The sequence below is a fragment of the Rhizobium sp. SRDI943 genome (assembly GCF_057653695.1).
Genome location: NZ_CM172787.1, coordinates 2184019 through 2200730 on the forward strand (window position 1 = coordinate 2184019; position 16712 = coordinate 2200730).

Consider the following 16712-nt stretch of genomic DNA (forward strand, 5'->3'; position numbering starts at 1 on the left):
GGTTCTATCCCTGTTTCGAGCGCGCAATAACCTCGCCCGGTGCAAACGGCAAGACATCAGCCTGCGGATAAAGCCTTTCCAGCGCAGAACCGATCATTTCGAGCCCCAGTCTCGCGCCCTCGCGCGACAGCGGCAGGTGCCGCCCTGTCGTCCGCGACGCCTTGCGCTCAATGAAGAAACAGGTCGAGCCGCGCGGGGCCGCATCCTTCATCAGCGCCAGATCCGACGCGATCAGCCTCTTCAGCTCGTCGGCCTCGGCCCGCGCTGTGGAACTCTTCGCCAGGATGCGCGCCCAGTAGGTGCAGGAAAGGAAGATCGCCAGCGTCTGGCGGATCTGGCCCGGCCGCGTCACCACCGACCAGGACGAGCCGAGCGGCTTGGCGGCCACCGTCACGTCGCGGTAGCAGGCATCGATCTTCTGCGACAGGGCGATCAGCTCGAAGCCGCTCTTGCCCTCACCGATCGCGTTCAGCAGGTCCTCCAGCGCCTGGAACCAGCGGGCAAGTGCAGCATCGAGCGCACCCCGCGTGCGCGCCGGAAAGACGAGGAAGGCGACCGCCGTTCCGGCCACCGCGCCGATCACGGTCTCCCCGATGCGCAGTTGCAGGAGATCAAGCGTCAGCACCCCGGTCATGCCGTAGACCAGGCAGAGCACGATCGAGATGAAGAAGGTCATCGTCGCGTAGGAGACCTGCAGGAAATAGAAGGCGAGGAAAATGCAGACGGCCGCAACCGGAATGGCGATCGCCAGCTGCCCCGAAATCAGCGTCGCCAGCAGGAGGCCGATGGCGATCCCGAACACCGTGCCGAGCGAGCGCGACAGCGCCTTCATCGCCGTGTCGCCGCGCGAATTGGTATTGGTGAAGACGAGGAAGGCGGCCAGCACCGCCCAGAACCAGCGCTCGCGCGACAAAAGCAGGCCGAAGCCCATGGCGATCGCCGAAGCGAGCGTGATCTGCAGCGCCGAACGCAGCAGCGGATTGGCAAAGGAAAAGTCGATCTTTTCAGGCTGCGCAGTATCCCTGACGGCATCGATGCCGGCAAAGCCGGAGACCTGCCCCTCGCCAATCGCCTGCGTTAGCTGCCGCCGCGCCTCGCCGAGCCAGAGAAGCGCCCGCACAGTTTCGCCCTGCGGCTCGTCCTTGATGGCTTCCGCCATGGCGCTATAGGGTGCAAGTTCGGCTGCATCCGCCTCGATCACCGCATGGACGAGTGCGAAGGGCGGCGGGCTCTGGAAGCTCAGCACGATCGCGCTCTCAGCAGCAAGATGCGCGTCGAAGAGCCGGATTGCCAGCTCTGCGGCGGGATCGGCGGTGGCATCGAAAACCCCGCCGGCCGGGCGTGGAATGAAGGTTTCGGCCATCAGTACCACTTCCTTCAGGCGGTCTTCCAACTGACGCAGCTCCTGCCTGTCGGCTTCGCCGATCTCGGCGCCACCGGCAAGGGCGGCGAGCTTGAAGAGGATCTGGTTGATCCGGCCGCGCACGCTTTCGAGCGACCGCAGCAGGTCGCGCCGCCAATCGTCCGGCAGGAGCACGGCTCTCACCAGATGCCCGAAGAGCACCGAAACGACGGGGCCGATCGCCACATCAGGCAGCTCGGCAAGAGAAGGCCGGAAATAAGACCCCATGAAATAGGAGGTGAAGGCGAACATGCCGATCGCAAAACCGCGCGGCCCGAACACGCGGCCCGCCGATGCGAGCGCGATCACCACCAGGAAGACGAGATCGGAGAGAAAGCGGTGATCTTCGAGGCCCGCCGCGATGGCGACAACGCCAAGGCTTGCGGCACAACCGAAGAGCCGCGTCACCAGTTGTCGCGCATTGCCCTTGTCGCGAACCGCCACCCCGCCCTCGATCGACAGCACGATGCCAAGGCCGAAAGCCGCCGTCGGCAAAGGCAGGATGAACATCTGGATGGCGAGGAGGACTAAAAAGGAGAAAGCGATCGTCAGCGTCACCCGCGAGGCCATCCGCAGGCGCGATAGCGCCGGATCGTTGGCAAGCAGCCAGTCGCGGAACTGAAAACCGGAAAACAAGTGCAAGAGCCCCTCATGCTGCCCAGGGATCGACAGATACCGCCGCAAGAGCGGAAATCAAACCACCGGAGATCGAATCCAGATGCTCTCGAATGTCGCGCGCCTATTGGCCCTTGGCAATCAGCGCCATCGTTGCCTTCAGGGAATCGCGCGCCTGCGTTTCGATATTTTCGGTGACGATATCGTCGATGACGGTTTTGCCGCCCTCTTCGACCACTTGGAAATGAACAGTCGTATAATCCTTGGCGTCAGCAGCGTCCGAGCAGGCGGATTTCTTGAAGCGCACGGTCACCTCGGCCACGCCGTCGACCACAGGCGCTGCCGCCATCGTCAGATCCTCCAGCGGGCAGGCATCCTGGCCGTTGACGATGACGTCGTAGTCGAAGGGCGAAATGCCGTCGTCGTCGATGGCGGGAAATTGCGCCGCCGCCTGGTATTTCGCGACGAAATCGCGGCTGTAGAGATGGTCGAGCCGGCTCGCATCGAAGATGTCGGTCCAGTCGCTGTTATTGTCGGCCCAATTGCTCTTGGTCGCGTCCATGATCTCCTTCACGGGAGCGATGATATCGGCGGCATGGCCGGTGCCGGAAAAGGCAATAAGACATGCGATAACAACGGCGATTGTCTTCATGGTCGAATGTCCGGGGCGGCAGATCGTGGCGGACAATAACCAAATTCCAGCACTTGGCAATGGCGGCAAAAACGCATTCTGAAACCCGTTGCAGCTTTGCGTTCCCGGTTCACAATGCTATAGCGCTCCTCATCACATCACCCACCCGGGACCCCGTCCCCATTCAAGCTCGAACGAGGCAGATACATGAACAAGATCAAGGTCGCAAATCCCGTCGCCGATCTCGACGGCGATGAAATGACGCGCATCATCTGGCAGCTCATCAAGGATAAGCTGATCCATCCGTATCTTGACCTCGACATCGACTATTTCGACCTCTCGGTCGAAAACCGCGACGCCACCAACGACCAGGTCACCGTCGACGCCGCCAACGCCATCAAGAAATACGGCGTCGGCATCAAGTGCGCGACGATCACGCCGGATGAAGACCGCGTCAAGGAATTCAATCTCAAGCAGATGTGGAAGAGCCCGAACGGCACGATCCGCAACATTCTCGGCGGCGTCATCTTCCGCGAGCCGATCATTTGCCAGAACGTGCCGCGCCTCGTTCCCGGCTGGACCAAGCCGATCGTTGTCGGTCGTCATGCCTTCGGCGACCAGTACCGTGCCACCGACTTCCGCTTCCCCGGCAAGGGCAAGCTGACGATCAAGTTCGTCGGTGAAGACGGCACGGTTATCGAGAAGGACGTCTTCGACGCCCCCGGCTCCGGCGTTGCCATGGCCATGTACAATCTCGACGAGTCGATCCGCGAATTCGCCCGCGCCTCAATGATGTACGGCCTGATGCGTAAGTGGCCGGTTTATCTGTCGACCAAGAACACCATCCTCAAGGCCTATGACGGTCGCTTCAAGGACATCTTCGAAGAGGTGTACCAGACCGAATTCAAGGATCAGTTCAAGGAAGCCGGCATCACTTACGAACACCGCCTGATCGACGACATGGTCGCCTCGGCGCTGAAGTGGTCGGGCGGCTATGTCTGGGCCTGCAAGAATTATGACGGCGACGTCCAGTCCGACACCGTAGCCCAGGGCTTCGGCTCGCTCGGCCTGATGACCTCGGTTCTCTTGACGCCCGACGGCAAGACGGTCGAAGCCGAAGCCGCCCACGGCACGGTGACGCGTCACTATCGCCAGCACCAGAAGGGCCAGGAAACCTCGACGAACTCGATCGCCTCGATCTTCGCCTGGACCCGTGGCCTGGCGCACCGCGCCAAGCTCGACGACAATGCCGAGCTCGCCCGCTTCTCCTCGACGCTGGAAAAGGTCTGCGTCGACACCGTCGAATCCGGCTTCATGACCAAGGACCTGGCGCTGCTGATCGGCCCCGACCAGCCGTGGCTGTCGACCACCGCCTTCCTCGATAAGATCGACGAGAACCTGCAGAAGGCCATGGCGTAAGCCGGTCTTTTCGGTATAGCATTGAAACGGCGGGGCTTTCCCCGCCGTTTTCATTTGCGAGGATGAACCGATGACGGCAACCGTGCGCCCGCTCGAAGCCTCTGACCGTGCCGCCTGGGAACCTTTATGGGCTGCCTATCAGCACTTCTATGAAGTGGTCATCCCGCCTGAAACCACCGATCTCACCTGGGCTCGCTTCCACGACCCTGACGAACCGATGCATGCGCTCGGCGCCTTCGACGAAGACGGCCGCCTCGTCGGCATCGTCCATGCCATCTTTCACCGTTCCTGCTGGCTGCCGCAATGGACCTGCTATCTGCAGGATCTTTATGTCGAGAGCAGCCAGCGCGGGCTCGGCACCGGTGCTGCACTCATCGACGCCGTCGCAGATCTCGCGCGCGGAAACGGCGCAGGCAGGCTCTATTGGATGACGCACGAGGCCAACGCGACGGCGCGCCGGCTCTATGACAGCATCGCCGAGCGCTCCGGCTTCATCCAGTATCGCAAGGCGCTCTGACTGCTGCCGAAATTTGACATCAAGGGTTGATAAGTGTTGATTCTCGAAGGGGTGGTTCCGCAAACATAGGAACAACAGGAGGATCTCATGACCGAAGAACTGGTATTCTATACCAACCCGATGTCGCGCGGCCGCATCGCGCGCTGGATGCTGGAAGAGATCGGCCAGCCCTACCGCACCGAATACCTGACCTTCGGCGAGACGATGAAGGCGCCGGAATATCTCTCCGTCAATCCGATGGGCAAAGTGCCGGCGATCCGCCACGGCGATACCGTCGTTACCGAATGCGCGGCGATCTGCGCCTATCTCGCCGAAACCTTTCCCGACAAGGCGCTGGCGCCGAGGCCGGAAGAGCGCGCGGATTACTACCGCTGGATGTTCTTTGCCGCCGGTCCGCTCGAATCGGCGGTGACCATGAAGGCTCTCGGCTTCGAAATTCCGCAGGAACGCCTGCGCATGGCCGGCTGCGGCGGCTTCGGCGACGTGATGAACACACTCGAGAAAGCCGTCTCCGGTTCGACCTACGTCACCGGCGAGCGCTTCACCGCCGCCGACGTCTATGTCGGCTCCCATATCGCCTGGGGCCTCGGCTTCGGCTCCATCGAGAAGCGCCAAGCCTTCATCGACTATTTCGGCCGCATCAACGAGCGCGAGGCCTACAAGCGGGCGAACGCCCTCGATGACGAAGCCATCAAGACCATGCAGGCCGCTTGAGAGCTCGGGGACGCGGCAGATCCGCCGCCCCCCCCCAAATAGCGACCTCAGACGAGCGGCATATGAATATCCGTCAGAAGCTCGGTCGGCGACACCTCTCGCGGGTTGTTGAGGTATTCCTCGAACATCACCCTGTCCTTCAACTGCCGGCCGGATTTCGGCAGCCATTCGGCAAAGAGCCACTGATAGGACTTCGGCATATTAGCATAGGGACCCTTGTGGCGCAGCACCGCATAATCGCCGCCGTCGATGGTGCGCCGCTCGAACGGCGCCTCGACCGGCACGTCGGAAGCGCCGGTGACGCAGGCGATCGACCGCAGCTTCTCTTCAGGCACGATGTCGGGATCGTCGAGATAGACGCCGATCATCCGCATGTCGGGCCTGGCGAGGCCGCGAGCATAAAGCGTGCCGAACAGCGTCTCGAAGGCCTTGTCGATATGCATGTAGGAACCGGTATGGGCAACGCCGATCAGCTCGATCGGTCCGATCTCGCGTATGGTAACGTCTAACATTGCTTTGGTCTTTCCGTTGGGTGAGGGTTCAAAGGCTGTATGGCTTCCCTCTTTCCGGTAGCGCGCCGGCGGCATGCCGTAGACCGACTTGAAGATACGATTGAAGGATTGGAGATTGGGATAGCCTGATCGCTTCGCAATTTCACTGACGGCAAGTTCCGTGCGGACGATCTCGCCAGCCGCGTGATGCAGCCTGAGCCGCTTGACGGTGGCCGCCAGCGTCTCGCCGTAAATCGCCCGGTAGATCCTGTGCCAGTGATAGCTCGACATGCAGGCGATTTCGGCAAGGCGTTCCATATCCAGCTCCTCGTCGAGGTGGTCGTGAATATAGGCCGAAACCCGTCTCAGACGGTTTTCATAAAGTGCCCATGCCGTTTCGCCATTCATCTCGGAACCTCGTGCAAATCGATCGGCTTGAGAGAACCATATCCCGATTTGACAAATCCTGCTGACTTGCCCTCGGCAGTGAGCCGATGAAATGAGAAAGGCGGAAGCCAAGCCTCCGCCTTTTCGAAACGCATTGATTAGCCGGCTAATCAGCCGGCGAGTGCTACGGCAACAGCCTCGATCGCCTCGTCGGCCTTCGACCCATCGGGACCGCCGGCCTGGGCCATGTCGGGGCGGCCGCCGCCGCCCTTGCCGCCGAGGGCGGCAGAGGCGATGCGGACGAGATCGACGGCGCTGTAGCGTTGCACCAGATCCGGTGTCACCGCCACAACAGCACTTGCCTTGCCGTCGTCGGAAACGCCGACGAGGGCAACGACGCCCGAGCCGATGCTGGTCTTGCCGTCATCGGCCAGTCCCTTCAAATCCTTGGGATCGACACCCGAAATCGCCTTGCCGAGGAACTTGACGCCAGCAACTTCGCGCACGGCATCGACCGAGCCGCCCTGCCCGCCGCCCATGGCGAGTTTGCGCTTGGCGTCAGCCAATTCCTTTTCGAGCTTGCGGCGCTCGTCCATCAGCGCTTCAACACGTGACAGCACTTCGCCCGGCTGCACCTTCAGCGAGGCGGCCAGTGTCTTCACGCGTTCGTCCTGTTCGGCCAGATATTCGCGCGCCGATTCGCCGGTGACGGCCTCGATGCGGCGAACGCCGGCGCCGACGGCACTTTCACCGAGAACACGGATCAGGCCGATCTGGCCTGTGGCCCCGACATGCGTGCCGCCGCAGAGTTCGATCGAATAGGCTTTGCCGGCCTTGGCGCCGCGCACACCCTCACCCATCGCCACGACCCGGACTTCATCGCCATATTTTTCGCCGAACAGCGCCATCGCGCCTTCGGCGATCGCATCGTCGACGCTCATCAGCCTAGTTGTAACCGGCGAATTCTGCAGCACGATCTCGTTTGCCATGTCCTCGACGATCTTCAGCTCCTCGGCCGACATCGGCTTCGGATGCGAAACGTCGAAACGCAGGCGCTCGGGCGCAACCAGCGAACCCTTCTGCGCCACATGGGTGCCGAGCACTTCGCGCAAAGCCTCGTGTAGCAGGTGGGTCGCTGAGTGATTGGCGCGCAGCCGCGAACGGCGAGCATGATCGACCGTCAGCACGACTGCATCGCCATCCTTGAACACGCCGTCTATGACAGTACCCTGATGCACGAACAGGCCTTCGCCCCTCTTCTGCGTATCTGAAATCTCGATCTTGCCGTGGTCGGACGAGATTACGCCGGTATCGCCCATCTGGCCACCGGATTCGCCGTAGAATGGCGTCTGGCTGACGACGATCTGCACCTTGTCGCCGGCCTTGGCCGCGGTCGAAACCGCGCCCTCTTTGACGATCGCCTGCACGACGCCTTCAGCCGTTTCGGTGTCGTAGCCGAGGAATTCGGTCGCACCGTGTTTTTCCTTGAGCTCGAACCAGATGGTTTCCGTCGCCTTCTCGCCGGAACCGGCCCAGTGCGAGCGGGCTTCGGCCTTCTGGCGCTGCATCGCATCGGTGAAACCGGAGATGTCGACGCCGATCTCACGGGCACGCAGTGCATCCTGCGTCAGATCGAGCGGGAAGCCGTAGGTGTCGTAGAGCTTGAAGGCGGTCTCACCATCCAGCATATCGCCCTTGGAAAGATTCGTCGTCGCGTCTGACAGAAGCGACAGGCCGCGTTCCAGCGTCTTGCGGAAACGGTTTTCCTCCAGCTTCAGCGTTTCCGAGATCAGCGCCTCGGCGCGCACCAGTTCCGGATAGGCGCGGCCCATCTGCTGCACCAGCGTCGGCAGCAGCTTGTAGACCAGCGGTTCCTTGGCGCCGAGCAGTTGTGCATGGCGCATGGCGCGGCGCATGATGCGGCGCAGCACATAACCGCGGCCCTCATTCGACGGAAGCACGCCGTCGGCGATCAGGAAGGCTGAGGAGCGCAGATGGTCCGCAATGACGCGGTGGCTGGCGCTGCCTTCCGCCTTGACGCCCATCGTGTCCTCGATGGTGCCGATCAGCGTGCGGAAGAGATCGGTGTCAAATACGCTCTGAACGCCCTGCAGAACGGCGGCCATGCGCTCCAGGCCCATGCCGGTATCGATCGATGGGCGCGGGAGCGGCGAACGCTCGCCGGGTGCGGTCTGCTCGAACTGCATGAAGACCAGGTTCCAGAATTCCAGGAACCGGTCGCCATCTTCCTCCGGGGAGCCCGGAGGACCGCCCCAAACATTCTCACCCTGATCGATGAAGATTTCCGAGCACGGGCCGCAGGGGCCGGTATCGCCCATCTGCCAGAAATTGTCGGAGGTTGGAATGCGGATGATCTTATCGTCGGAAAAGCCAGCGATCTTCTTCCACAGCGTCGCAGCTTCTTCGTCCTCGGAATAGACGGTCACCAGCAGGCGGTTCTTCGGAAGGTCGAAGCCCTCGGTGACGAGCTTCCAGGCAAGCTCGATCGCATTCTCCTTGAAATAGTCGCCGAAGGAGAAGTTGCCGAGCATCTCGAAGAAGGTCAGGTGGCGTGCAGTATAGCCGACATTGTCGAGATCGTTGTGCTTGCCGCCGGCTCGCACGCATTTCTGCGAAGTCGTCGCCGTCGAATAGGGACGCTTTTCGAGGCCGGTGAAGACGTTCTTGAACTGCACCATGCCGGCATTGGTGAACATCAGCGTCGGGTCGTTGCGCGGCACGAGCGGGCTCGACGGAACGATCTCATGGCCGTTCTTCTTGAAATAGTCGAGGAAGGTCGACCGGATATCGTTCACGCCGCTCATGCTATGCCCTTCAATGCTGCCGGAGGCAGGTAAATACAAATCCATCGGCTTTTAACGTTCGCCCCCGCCACTGTCCAGCAGACAAACAAAACCGACCGAATTCTCATCAGGAATGCGGCCGGTTGGAACTGTCCGATGAGTTTAAGCGCGAAAATTACATTTCCGCGGAGGCATCGCCATCGCCGTCATCGGGCTCCGGTCCGCCATTCTGCAGGAAGCGGTCGGCGATCAGGCCGGCATTCTGGCGCAGCGACAGTTCGATCTCGCGGGCGAGGTCCGGATTATCGCGCAGGAAGGTCTTGGCGTTTTCGCGGCCCTGGCCGAGGCGCTGGCTGCTATAGGAGAACCAGGCGCCCGACTTTTCGACGATACCGGCCTTGACGCCGAGATCGACCAGTTCGCCGGTCTTGGAAACACCCTCACCATACATGATGTCGAACTCGACCTGCTTGAAGGGCGGCGCCATCTTGTTCTTGACGACCTTGACGCGGGTCTGGTTGCCGATCACCTCTTCGCGCTCCTTGACCGCGCCGATGCGGCGGATGTCGAGGCGTACGGAGGCGTAGAATTTCAGCGCATTGCCGCCCGTCGTCGTTTCCGGCGAGCCGAACATGACGCCGATCTTCATGCGGATCTGGTTGATGAAGATCACCATGGTGTTCGACTTCGAGATCGAAGCGGTGAGCTTGCGCAGCGCCTGGCTCATCAGTCGTGCCTGCAGGCCGGGAAGGCTGTCGCCCATCTCGCCTTCGATTTCGGCACGCGGCGTCAGGGCAGCGACCGAGTCGACGACGAGAACGTCGACGGCGCCGGAGCGCACCAGCGTATCGGTGATTTCGAGCGCCTGCTCGCCGGTATCGGGCTGCGAGATCAAAAGGTTCTGCAGGTCGACGCCAAGCTTGCGGGCATAGACGGGATCGAGCGCATGTTCGGCATCGACGAAGGCGCAGATGCCACCCTTCTTCTGCGCTTCGGCAATCGTCTGCAATGCAAGCGTCGTCTTACCGGAGCTTTCCGGCCCGTAGATTTCGATGATGCGGCCCCTCGGCAGGCCACCAACGCCGAGTGCAATATCGAGGCCAAGCGAGCCGGTCGAGATCGTCTCGATCTCGACAACATTCTCGTTGGAGCCGAGTTTCATGATCGAGCCCTTGCCGAACGACCGCTCTATCTGTGAGAGTGCCGCTTCAAGCGCCTTGCTTTTGTCCACCGATTTGTCCTCTACCAGCCGCAATGAATTCTGAGACATCCGATCCACCTTTAGGTTATTGAAGCCGCTCTAGCAATGTCGAGTTTGTACCCTATTTGTTCCATTTTCGCAATAGGCGATCAAATAATTGAAAGAAAAAGGTAAAACGACCCGTGTTCTGTATTTGTTTTATCGATGAAAAGCAACGACTTAGGTTTGAAGTGCTGGCACGAGCGGCACAAGGCGCATCGCATCGATTCGCCTTTCGGGCATCGGGAGAGCGGCTCGGATGAAGAAAAAGATTCTTGTTCTCGGCGGCGCCCATATCGATCGGCGCGGCCGTATCTCCGGCGAGACGGCGCCTGGCGCCAGCAATCCCGGCACCTGGTTCGAGGAGCCGGGCGGCGGTGGCTTCAATGCGGCGCGCAACCTGGCAAGGCTCGGTTTTCAGGTGACGATGATCTCGCCGCGCGGCGGCGATCCGATGGGCGAGACGGTCGGAGAAGCTGCCGATTTCGCCGGCATCGACGACCGGCCCTTCGTCTTCCTCGACCGCAAGACGCCGAGCTATACGGCAATCATCGAGAAGGACGGCAATCTGGTGATCGCCCTTGCCGACATGGATCTTTACCGCTTCTTCGTGCCACGGCGTCTCTCCATCCGCTGGGTGCGGGAGGCCTTCGCCGCCCATGACTTCATCCTTTTTGACGCCAACCTGCCGGAAGAGACGATCGCGGCGATCGTCGCGAAGGCGCACTCGCTAGGCAAGCCCGTCGCGGCAATCGCCATCTCGCCGGCCAAGGTCGTCAGGCTGAAACCCTGCATCGGGGATATCGACTACCTGTTCCTGAATGAGGCAGAAGCTGCCGCCCTTGCCGGTGAGCGGCCGGAAGGGGCTGCAGGCTGGCCGCCGTTGCTGAACGAGATCGGCATCAGGAACGCCGTGGTCACCCGCGGCCGGCGCGAGCTCGTCGCGCTTTGCGACGGCCGCGCCGTGACGCTACAGCCGCCGATTGCCGACATCGTCGCCGATGTCACGGGTGCCGGCGATTCCCTTGCAGCCGGCACGCTCGCCGCATTGATATCAGGCCTGCCGCTCGAAGAAGCCGTCCGCCACGGCACTGCGGCCGCCATACTGACCGTGCAGTCGCGGCACGCCGTCAACGAAAATCTGACGCCCGATCTCCTGAATGAGGCGCTTGCCCTTGTCCCCAAGGTCAGAATTCTGCATTGAAGCGGCGAATTAAATAGTTGAGCATGATGTCGACCGAAAACCGCTCACCCTTTTCGGCATCATGCTCTGTCGATCACAGGACAAGACCATGACCAAGCCCATCTCCCCTCTTCTGCCGATCGCCTATTCGAAGGAAGTCGCCAGCGCCAAGCAGCGCGGCGCGCCGCTGGTGGCGCTGGAATCCACGATCATCACCCACGGCATGCCTTATCCCGGTAATATCGAGATGGCCCGCAGCGTCGAGGCGATCATCCGCGAACAGGGTGCGGTGCCGGCAACGATCGCCGTCATTCACGGCACGCTGCATATCGGCCTTGAAGCCGCGGAGCTGGAACAGTTGGCCAAGGCCACTGAAGTCATGAAGGTGTCGCGCGCCGATCTCGCCTTCGCCATCGCCGAGCGCCGCACCGGCGCCACCACGGTTGCGGCGACGATGATCGCGGCGGCGCGCGCCGGCATCCGCGTCTTTGCCACAGGCGGCATCGGCGGTGTGCATCGCGGCGCCGAGGAAAGCTTCGATATATCAGCCGATCTCGAGGAACTCGCGCGCACCGGCGTCATCGTCGTCTGCGCCGGCGCCAAGGCGATCCTCGACATTCCGAAGACGCTGGAAGTGCTGGAAACCCGCGGCGTGCCTGTCGTCACTTATGAGAGCGAGGAATTCCCCGCCTTCTGGTCGCGCTCCTCGGGCATCCGCAGCCCGCTGTCGCTGAACAGCCCGGCCGCCATCGCCAACTTCCAGACGGTGCGCGAACAACTCGGCGTCGACGGCGGCATGCTCGTCGCCAACCCCGTGCCTGAGGCCGACGAAATCGCGCGCGAGGAAATGGAAATCTATATCGAGCGGGCGCTCGACAGCGCCGAGCGCGATGAAGTCACCGGCAAGGCGGTCACACCCTATCTTCTGTCGACCATCTTCGACCTGACGGATGGCCAGAGCCTCAAGACCAACATCGCGCTCGTCGAGAACAACGCGCGGCTTGCCGCTGAGATTGCGGTGGCGCTGGGTCAATGAGGATTGACGGGGCCGGCAGGAATCGCCTTTCCAGATAGGTGGTGCCGTTCCAGCCCCCCTCTGCCCTGCCGGGCATCTCCCCCACAGGTGGGGAGATCTGCTGGAAGCACCGGCTTTCTGAACAAATATCCCTTTCAACTCGGTGAAGCGTTGATGTGATGGGAAGCGTTCGCCCCTTGTGATCTCCCTCCTTGTTGTACGGCCTTGATACATAGCTGACAGATGTTCGGAGACATACCTGACACTTCCGGAATGATTTTTCGGGAGGTCGGCATGGTTTGGCGGTCGAGGTCAGTTGTGGATGAGCGTTTGGAATTTTGCCGGTTGGCTGGGCTGGAGGGGACGAACGTCTCTGAGCTTTGCCAGCGCTTCGGCATCAGCCGGCAGACAGGCTATGTCTGGCTGCGGCGCCTGCAAGCGGGCGAGCCGGTGGAGGACCGCTCCCGCCGGCCGCATGCGAGCCCGCGGCGGACCGGAGCCGATCTCGAGCGCGCCGTGCTTGATATCCGCGACGAACATCCGGCCTGGGGAGCGCGCAAGATCGCCCGCCGGCTGCAGGATCTGGGCACAGAGCCGCCGGCAGCCTCCACCGTCCATGCCATCCTGGTGCGCCACGATCGCATCGAGCCGCAGGTGGGTGGGCGGCCAGCGCTCGGCCGCTTCGAGCGCGAGGCGCCCAACCTGCTCTGGCAGATGGACTTCAAGGGCCGCACGCAGCTCGTCTCAGGCATCTGGTGCCATCCCCTGACCATCATCGACGACCATTCCCGCTTCGCCGTCGGCCTCGAAGCCTGCGCCGACGAGCGCATGCAGACCGTCCGCGGCCGGCTGGAGCCTATCCTGCGCCGCCACGGCCTGCCGATGGCCATCTATACCGACAACGGCAACCCATGGGGCACCGGCGTGCCCAACCAATGGACAAGGTTGCGTGTCTGGCTGCTCAAGCTCGGCATCGACCTCATCCATGCCAGACCCTACCACCCCCAGGGCCGCGGCAAGAACGCGCTTCCACCGCAGCCTCAAGGCCGAGGTCTTCGATTTCGCCGCGCTCGCAAGCCACGCCCAAGCGCAAAGGGCTTTCGACCGCTGGCGCGACATCTACAAACATTGTCGCCCCCACCAGGGTATCGACATGGCCGTGCCGGCCAGCCGTTACAGACCTTCACCGCGCCCGTTTCCCGACCGCCTGCCCGAACCGGCCTATGACAGCTCGGAGATCGTGCGCCGCGTCGGAACAACCAAGGGCTATGTCAGTTTCAAGGGACGGGCCTGGCGCGTGCCCAACGCCTTCAAAACCGAATGCCTCGCCATCCGCCCGCTCCAGCGCGATGGTCTCTACGGCGTCTTCTTCGGCGCAACACAGGTCGCAAAAATCGACCTCAAAAGCCAAGACTGACTGTCAGGCATGTCTCCGAACATCTGTCAGCTATGTCTCCGGGCTTTACACTTGTGGGGGGAGATGCCCGGCAGGGCAGAGGGGGGTGCGGCACGGCACAGCGTGCTCTCCCAGGCCCCCTTCACTCACCCGTCCAACGTCTCCTTCACCACAACAGCGAGCTGCTTCAGCGAAAACGGCTTCGGCAGGAAGCCAAATTTCGCTTCCGGCGGCAGGTTGCGGGCAAAGGCATCTTCGGCATAACCCGAGACGAATATGAACTTCATGTCGGGATAGGTCTTGCGCAGCTCGCGCAGCAGCGTCGGGCCGTCCATTTCGGGCATGACGACGTCGGAGACGACGATGTCGACCTTGCCGTCGAGTTCTTCCAAGATAGCCAGCGCCTCGACGCCCGAGCCCGCCTCGTGGACGGTGTAGCCGCGCGTTTCCAGCATGCGCTTGCCGCCGCGGCGCACCGCCTCCTCGTCTTCGACGAGAAGGATGACGGCCGATCCCGTCAGGTCCTCGGGCTGCTGCGGCGATACCGGCAGCGGCACCACTTCGGCTCCGGCGATGGCGCCGTCGATCGAACCCGCTTCGGCCGCAACCGCCGGCTCCGGGATGTGGCGCGGCAGGAAGACGCGGAAGGTCGTGCCCTTGCCGACTTCGGATTCCGGCTGGATGTAGCCGCCCGACTGTTTGACGATGCCATAGACCATGGCGAGGCCAAGACCGGTGCCCTTGCCGACATCCTTGGTGGTGAAGAACGGCTCGAAGATCTTGTCCATGATTTCAGGTGCGATGCCTGTGCCGTTATCCGCAACCTCGACCAGCACCATGTCCTCGGCCGGCATGTAGGAGTAATTGAAGGCCGAGACCTCGGCAGCGGTCAGGTTTCGGGTGCGCAATGTCAGCGTGCCACCCTCTGGCATCGCGTCGCGCGCATTGACGCAGAGATTGATCAGCACCTGCTCGAACTGCGAAAGGTCTGTTTTGACAGGCCAGAGGTCGCGGCCATATTGCACGTCGAGCTTGACATTGGTGCCTGATAGCAGCCGATCGACCAGCATACGCAGGTCGCCGACGACATCGGTGAGGTTCAGCACCGAGGGCCGCATCGTCTGCTTGCGTGAGAAGGCGAGCAGCTGGCGCACCAGCACTGCGGCGCGGTTGGCGTTGCGCTTGATCTCTATCAGATCGGCGAAGCTGGCATCGGCCGGCCGCGCCTGCAGCAGCAGATGGTCGGAGGAAAGCAGGATAGCCGTCAGCACGTTGTTGAAATCATGCGCGATGCCACCGGCGAGCGTTCCGACCGCATTCATCTTCTGCGTCTGCGCCATCTGCGCTTCCAGCGCCTTCTGCTCGGTCACCTCGACGGCATAGACGATCGCCGCTTCCTCGGGCGCCTCGTCGCTCTGGTCGATGACGGCATTGACATAGAAGCGGAAATAGCGCGCCTCGTCGGTCGGTGTGCGGGTGTCGAGCGGCGCGATGTCGCCCTGCCGATCCTTGGCCGCCGCCAGCGCCGCGGCCAGCTGTGGCCGGTCGCTTTCCTGCACGATGGTTTCAAGATGCGGCGCCTTTTCGAGATCGTCGCGAGAGACGACGCCGGAGAACATCTTCAGGAACGGCGCATTGGTTCGCAAGATGCGCCCGTTGCCGTCGACCGAGGCGATCGCCATCGGCGTATTGTTGAAGAAGCGGGTGAAGCGCATGGCGGCGGCCGAAGCGGACTGGCCGCCGGCATCGCTCTTTTCACGTGCCAGCACGATCGTCCGGCTTTCGCCGGGTGCGCCGTCGCGCATCGAGGTGACGCTGTGGATGATTTGCACCGGCAGGCTCTGGCCATTGCTCTTGCGCAGGTCGAGATCGAGCGTCACTGTCTTTTTCAGGCCGGGTTCGGCCTGCACCGACTGAATCAGCGCCAGCCCCTCGCCCGCCACAACATCGCCGATCGTCATCGAGCCCGGCACGAACTTGGTGAGGTCGAGGCCGAGCCACTCGGCAAGCGTCGCATTCAGGTAGAAGATCTCGCCCTTCCTGCCGGCGGAAAAGAAGCCGGCCGGCGCGTGGTCGAGATAGTCGATCGCGTTCTGCAATTCCTTGAAGAAGCGCTCCTGGTCGTCGCGCTCAGTGGTGATGTCGGTGATCTGCCAGATCTGCAGCGGCTTGCCGCCGTTTTCCTCCGGCTGCAGCAGCCGCGCCTTCAGCCGGTACCAATGCGCACCGGAGCTGTTGCTGCCAGGCCCGACGGCGCGCAGCAGGCGGAACTCCTCGCGGCCTTCCTTGCCCTCGCGCAGGCCGTTGACCAGCCTGTAGAGCGCTTCGTTGGATTCACGGTGGCGCGACAACAGCGTTTCCAGCGTCTGCACCTCGGTCGCCTTGCGCGCGCCGGTCAGCGCGCCATAGGCGGCATTGGCATAGATGATCCGGCCTTTTTCGTCGGTGATCAGCGTGCCGTCGGGATGGCTGTTGAGGAAGGCGCGCGCCAGACTGTCGGACTGGCGCTGCGGCATCACCTCGATGAAGCCGATGACCGAAGACACCAGGAAGAAAATGCCGACCATGGCGAGCACGCCGAGACCGCCAAGAACGACCTCGTTGTCGAGCGATTTTTTGAAGAAGACGAAGGCGCCGGCAGCCGCGATCAGCACGAGCGCCAGCAGAAGAATGCGCAAGACCGTGCCAGAACGCCCCCCACGATCCACAAGCGGTGCGTTATAGTCGTCGGCCTGACGCGGTTTCGTCATGTATTCCTCACAAAAGCCCTCCCGCTTCGTAGCACGAACACGAAGCAGGAATCAGGCACTCTTTCCTTCTTAGCAATTTGCCGCGTCGGCAAAAACACCGCTAGCCGGCAAGACTGCTTGAATTCACAGGCAACAGCGCCATCTGCCC

11 protein-coding genes and 1 pseudogene are annotated in these 16712 nt (G+C 62.2%); 6 read left to right on the top strand and 6 right to left on the bottom strand.

The window, feature by feature from the left end:
* Positions 1–4 precede the first annotated feature (4 nt).
* Together AC245Y_RS11395 and AC245Y_RS11400 are read right to left on the bottom strand one after the other, a co-directional pair.
* Positions 5–2044 (bottom strand): FUSC family protein, encoded by a 2040-nt coding sequence (locus AC245Y_RS11395; protein ID WP_017994217.1) that lies wholly within the window; start codon positions 2042–2044, stop codon positions 5–7.
* A gap of 97 nt (positions 2045–2141) precedes the next feature.
* Positions 2142–2669: a hypothetical protein gene (locus AC245Y_RS11400; RefSeq protein ID WP_026157367.1), complete on the bottom strand. Its 528-nt coding sequence runs from the start codon at positions 2667–2669 to the stop codon at positions 2142–2144.
* A 186-nt stretch (positions 2670–2855) separates the two neighbouring features.
* Here AC245Y_RS11400 and AC245Y_RS11405 point away from each other — a divergent pair, with 186 nt between their 5' ends.
* The 3 genes from AC245Y_RS11405 to AC245Y_RS11415 all read left to right on the top strand — a co-directional run bounded on the left by AC245Y_RS11405 (position 2856) and on the right by AC245Y_RS11415 (position 5298).
* Positions 2856–4067 carry an NADP-dependent isocitrate dehydrogenase gene (locus tag AC245Y_RS11405; protein ID WP_012757653.1) on the top strand — a complete coding sequence of 404 codons (1212 nt, stop codon included), beginning with the start codon at positions 2856–2858 and terminating at the stop codon, positions 4065–4067.
* A gap of 70 nt (positions 4068–4137) precedes the next feature.
* Positions 4138–4584, top strand: a complete 447-nt coding sequence (locus AC245Y_RS11410; protein ID WP_012757654.1) for a GNAT family N-acetyltransferase — start codon at positions 4138–4140, stop codon at positions 4582–4584.
* 87 nt (positions 4585–4671) lie between these two features.
* Complete coding sequence (locus tag AC245Y_RS11415; protein ID WP_012757655.1) at positions 4672–5298, top strand: glutathione S-transferase family protein; 627 nt, start codon at positions 4672–4674, stop codon at positions 5296–5298.
* Positions 5299–5345: 47 nt separating this feature from the next.
* On the opposite strand, the gene AC245Y_RS11420 is transcribed toward AC245Y_RS11415, so the two are convergent.
* From AC245Y_RS11420 to recA, 3 genes are all read right to left on the bottom strand, one after another.
* Positions 5346–6197, bottom strand: coding sequence for an AraC family transcriptional regulator (locus tag AC245Y_RS11420; protein WP_017994219.1), 852 nt, complete (start codon positions 6195–6197; stop codon positions 5346–5348).
* 149 nt (positions 6198–6346) lie between these two features.
* Entirely contained in the window at positions 6347–9001 is a 2655-nt protein-coding gene (gene alaS, locus AC245Y_RS11425) for an alanine--tRNA ligase (protein WP_017994221.1), read from the bottom strand.
* Between the two features lie 154 nt (positions 9002–9155).
* Complete coding sequence (gene recA / locus AC245Y_RS11430) at positions 9156–10250, bottom strand: recombinase RecA (RefSeq protein ID WP_017994222.1); 1095 nt, start codon at positions 10248–10250, stop codon at positions 9156–9158.
* Between the two features lie 229 nt (positions 10251–10479).
* On the opposite strand from recA, the gene AC245Y_RS11435 reads away from it, so the two are divergent.
* The 3 genes and pseudogenes from AC245Y_RS11435 to AC245Y_RS11445 all read left to right on the top strand — a co-directional run.
* The gene (locus AC245Y_RS11435; RefSeq protein ID WP_017994223.1) at positions 10480–11424 is read left to right on the top strand and encodes a carbohydrate kinase family protein; all 945 of its coding nucleotides are present in this window, start codon (positions 10480–10482) and stop codon (positions 11422–11424) included.
* Between the two features lie 88 nt (positions 11425–11512).
* Entirely contained in the window at positions 11513–12439 is a 927-nt protein-coding gene (locus AC245Y_RS11440) for a pseudouridine-5'-phosphate glycosidase (protein WP_026157368.1), read from the top strand.
* Positions 12440–12712: 273 nt separating this feature from the next.
* Positions 12713–13879 (top strand): annotated as a pseudogene (locus AC245Y_RS11445) (IS481 family transposase); the annotation flags it as partial.
* 81 nt (positions 13880–13960) lie between these two features.
* On the opposite strand, the gene cckA reads toward AC245Y_RS11445, so the two are convergent.
* The gene (gene cckA / locus AC245Y_RS11450) at positions 13961–16564 is read right to left on the bottom strand and encodes a cell cycle histidine kinase CckA (RefSeq protein ID WP_017994225.1); all 2604 of its coding nucleotides are present in this window, start codon (positions 16562–16564) and stop codon (positions 13961–13963) included.
* Between the last annotated feature and the right edge of the window lie 148 nt (positions 16565–16712).

Excerpts from the sequence above, each read along its gene's own strand:
- AC245Y_RS11440 (WP_026157368.1), top strand. The coding sequence starts at position 11,513 with ATGACCAAGCCCATCTCCCCTCTTCTGCCGATCGCCTATTCGAAGGAA.
- AC245Y_RS11400 (WP_026157367.1), bottom strand. The coding sequence starts at position 2,669 with ATGAAGACAATCGCCGTTGTTATCGCATGTCTTATTGCCTTTTCCGGC.
- AC245Y_RS11410 (WP_012757654.1), top strand. The coding sequence starts at position 4,138 with ATGACGGCAACCGTGCGCCCGCTCGAAGCCTCTGACCGTGCCGCCTGG.
- cckA (WP_017994225.1), bottom strand. The coding sequence starts at position 16,564 with ATGACGAAACCGCGTCAGGCCGACGACTATAACGCACCGCTTGTGGAT.
- AC245Y_RS11420 (WP_017994219.1), bottom strand. The coding sequence starts at position 6,197 with ATGAATGGCGAAACGGCATGGGCACTTTATGAAAACCGTCTGAGACGG.
- AC245Y_RS11405 (WP_012757653.1), top strand. The coding sequence starts at position 2,856 with ATGAACAAGATCAAGGTCGCAAATCCCGTCGCCGATCTCGACGGCGAT.
- AC245Y_RS11435 (WP_017994223.1), top strand. The coding sequence starts at position 10,480 with ATGAAGAAAAAGATTCTTGTTCTCGGCGGCGCCCATATCGATCGGCGC.
- AC245Y_RS11415 (WP_012757655.1), top strand. The coding sequence starts at position 4,672 with ATGACCGAAGAACTGGTATTCTATACCAACCCGATGTCGCGCGGCCGC.
- alaS (WP_017994221.1), bottom strand. The coding sequence starts at position 9,001 with ATGAGCGGCGTGAACGATATCCGGTCGACCTTCCTCGACTATTTCAAG.
- recA (WP_017994222.1), bottom strand. The coding sequence starts at position 10,250 with ATGTCTCAGAATTCATTGCGGCTGGTAGAGGACAAATCGGTGGACAAA.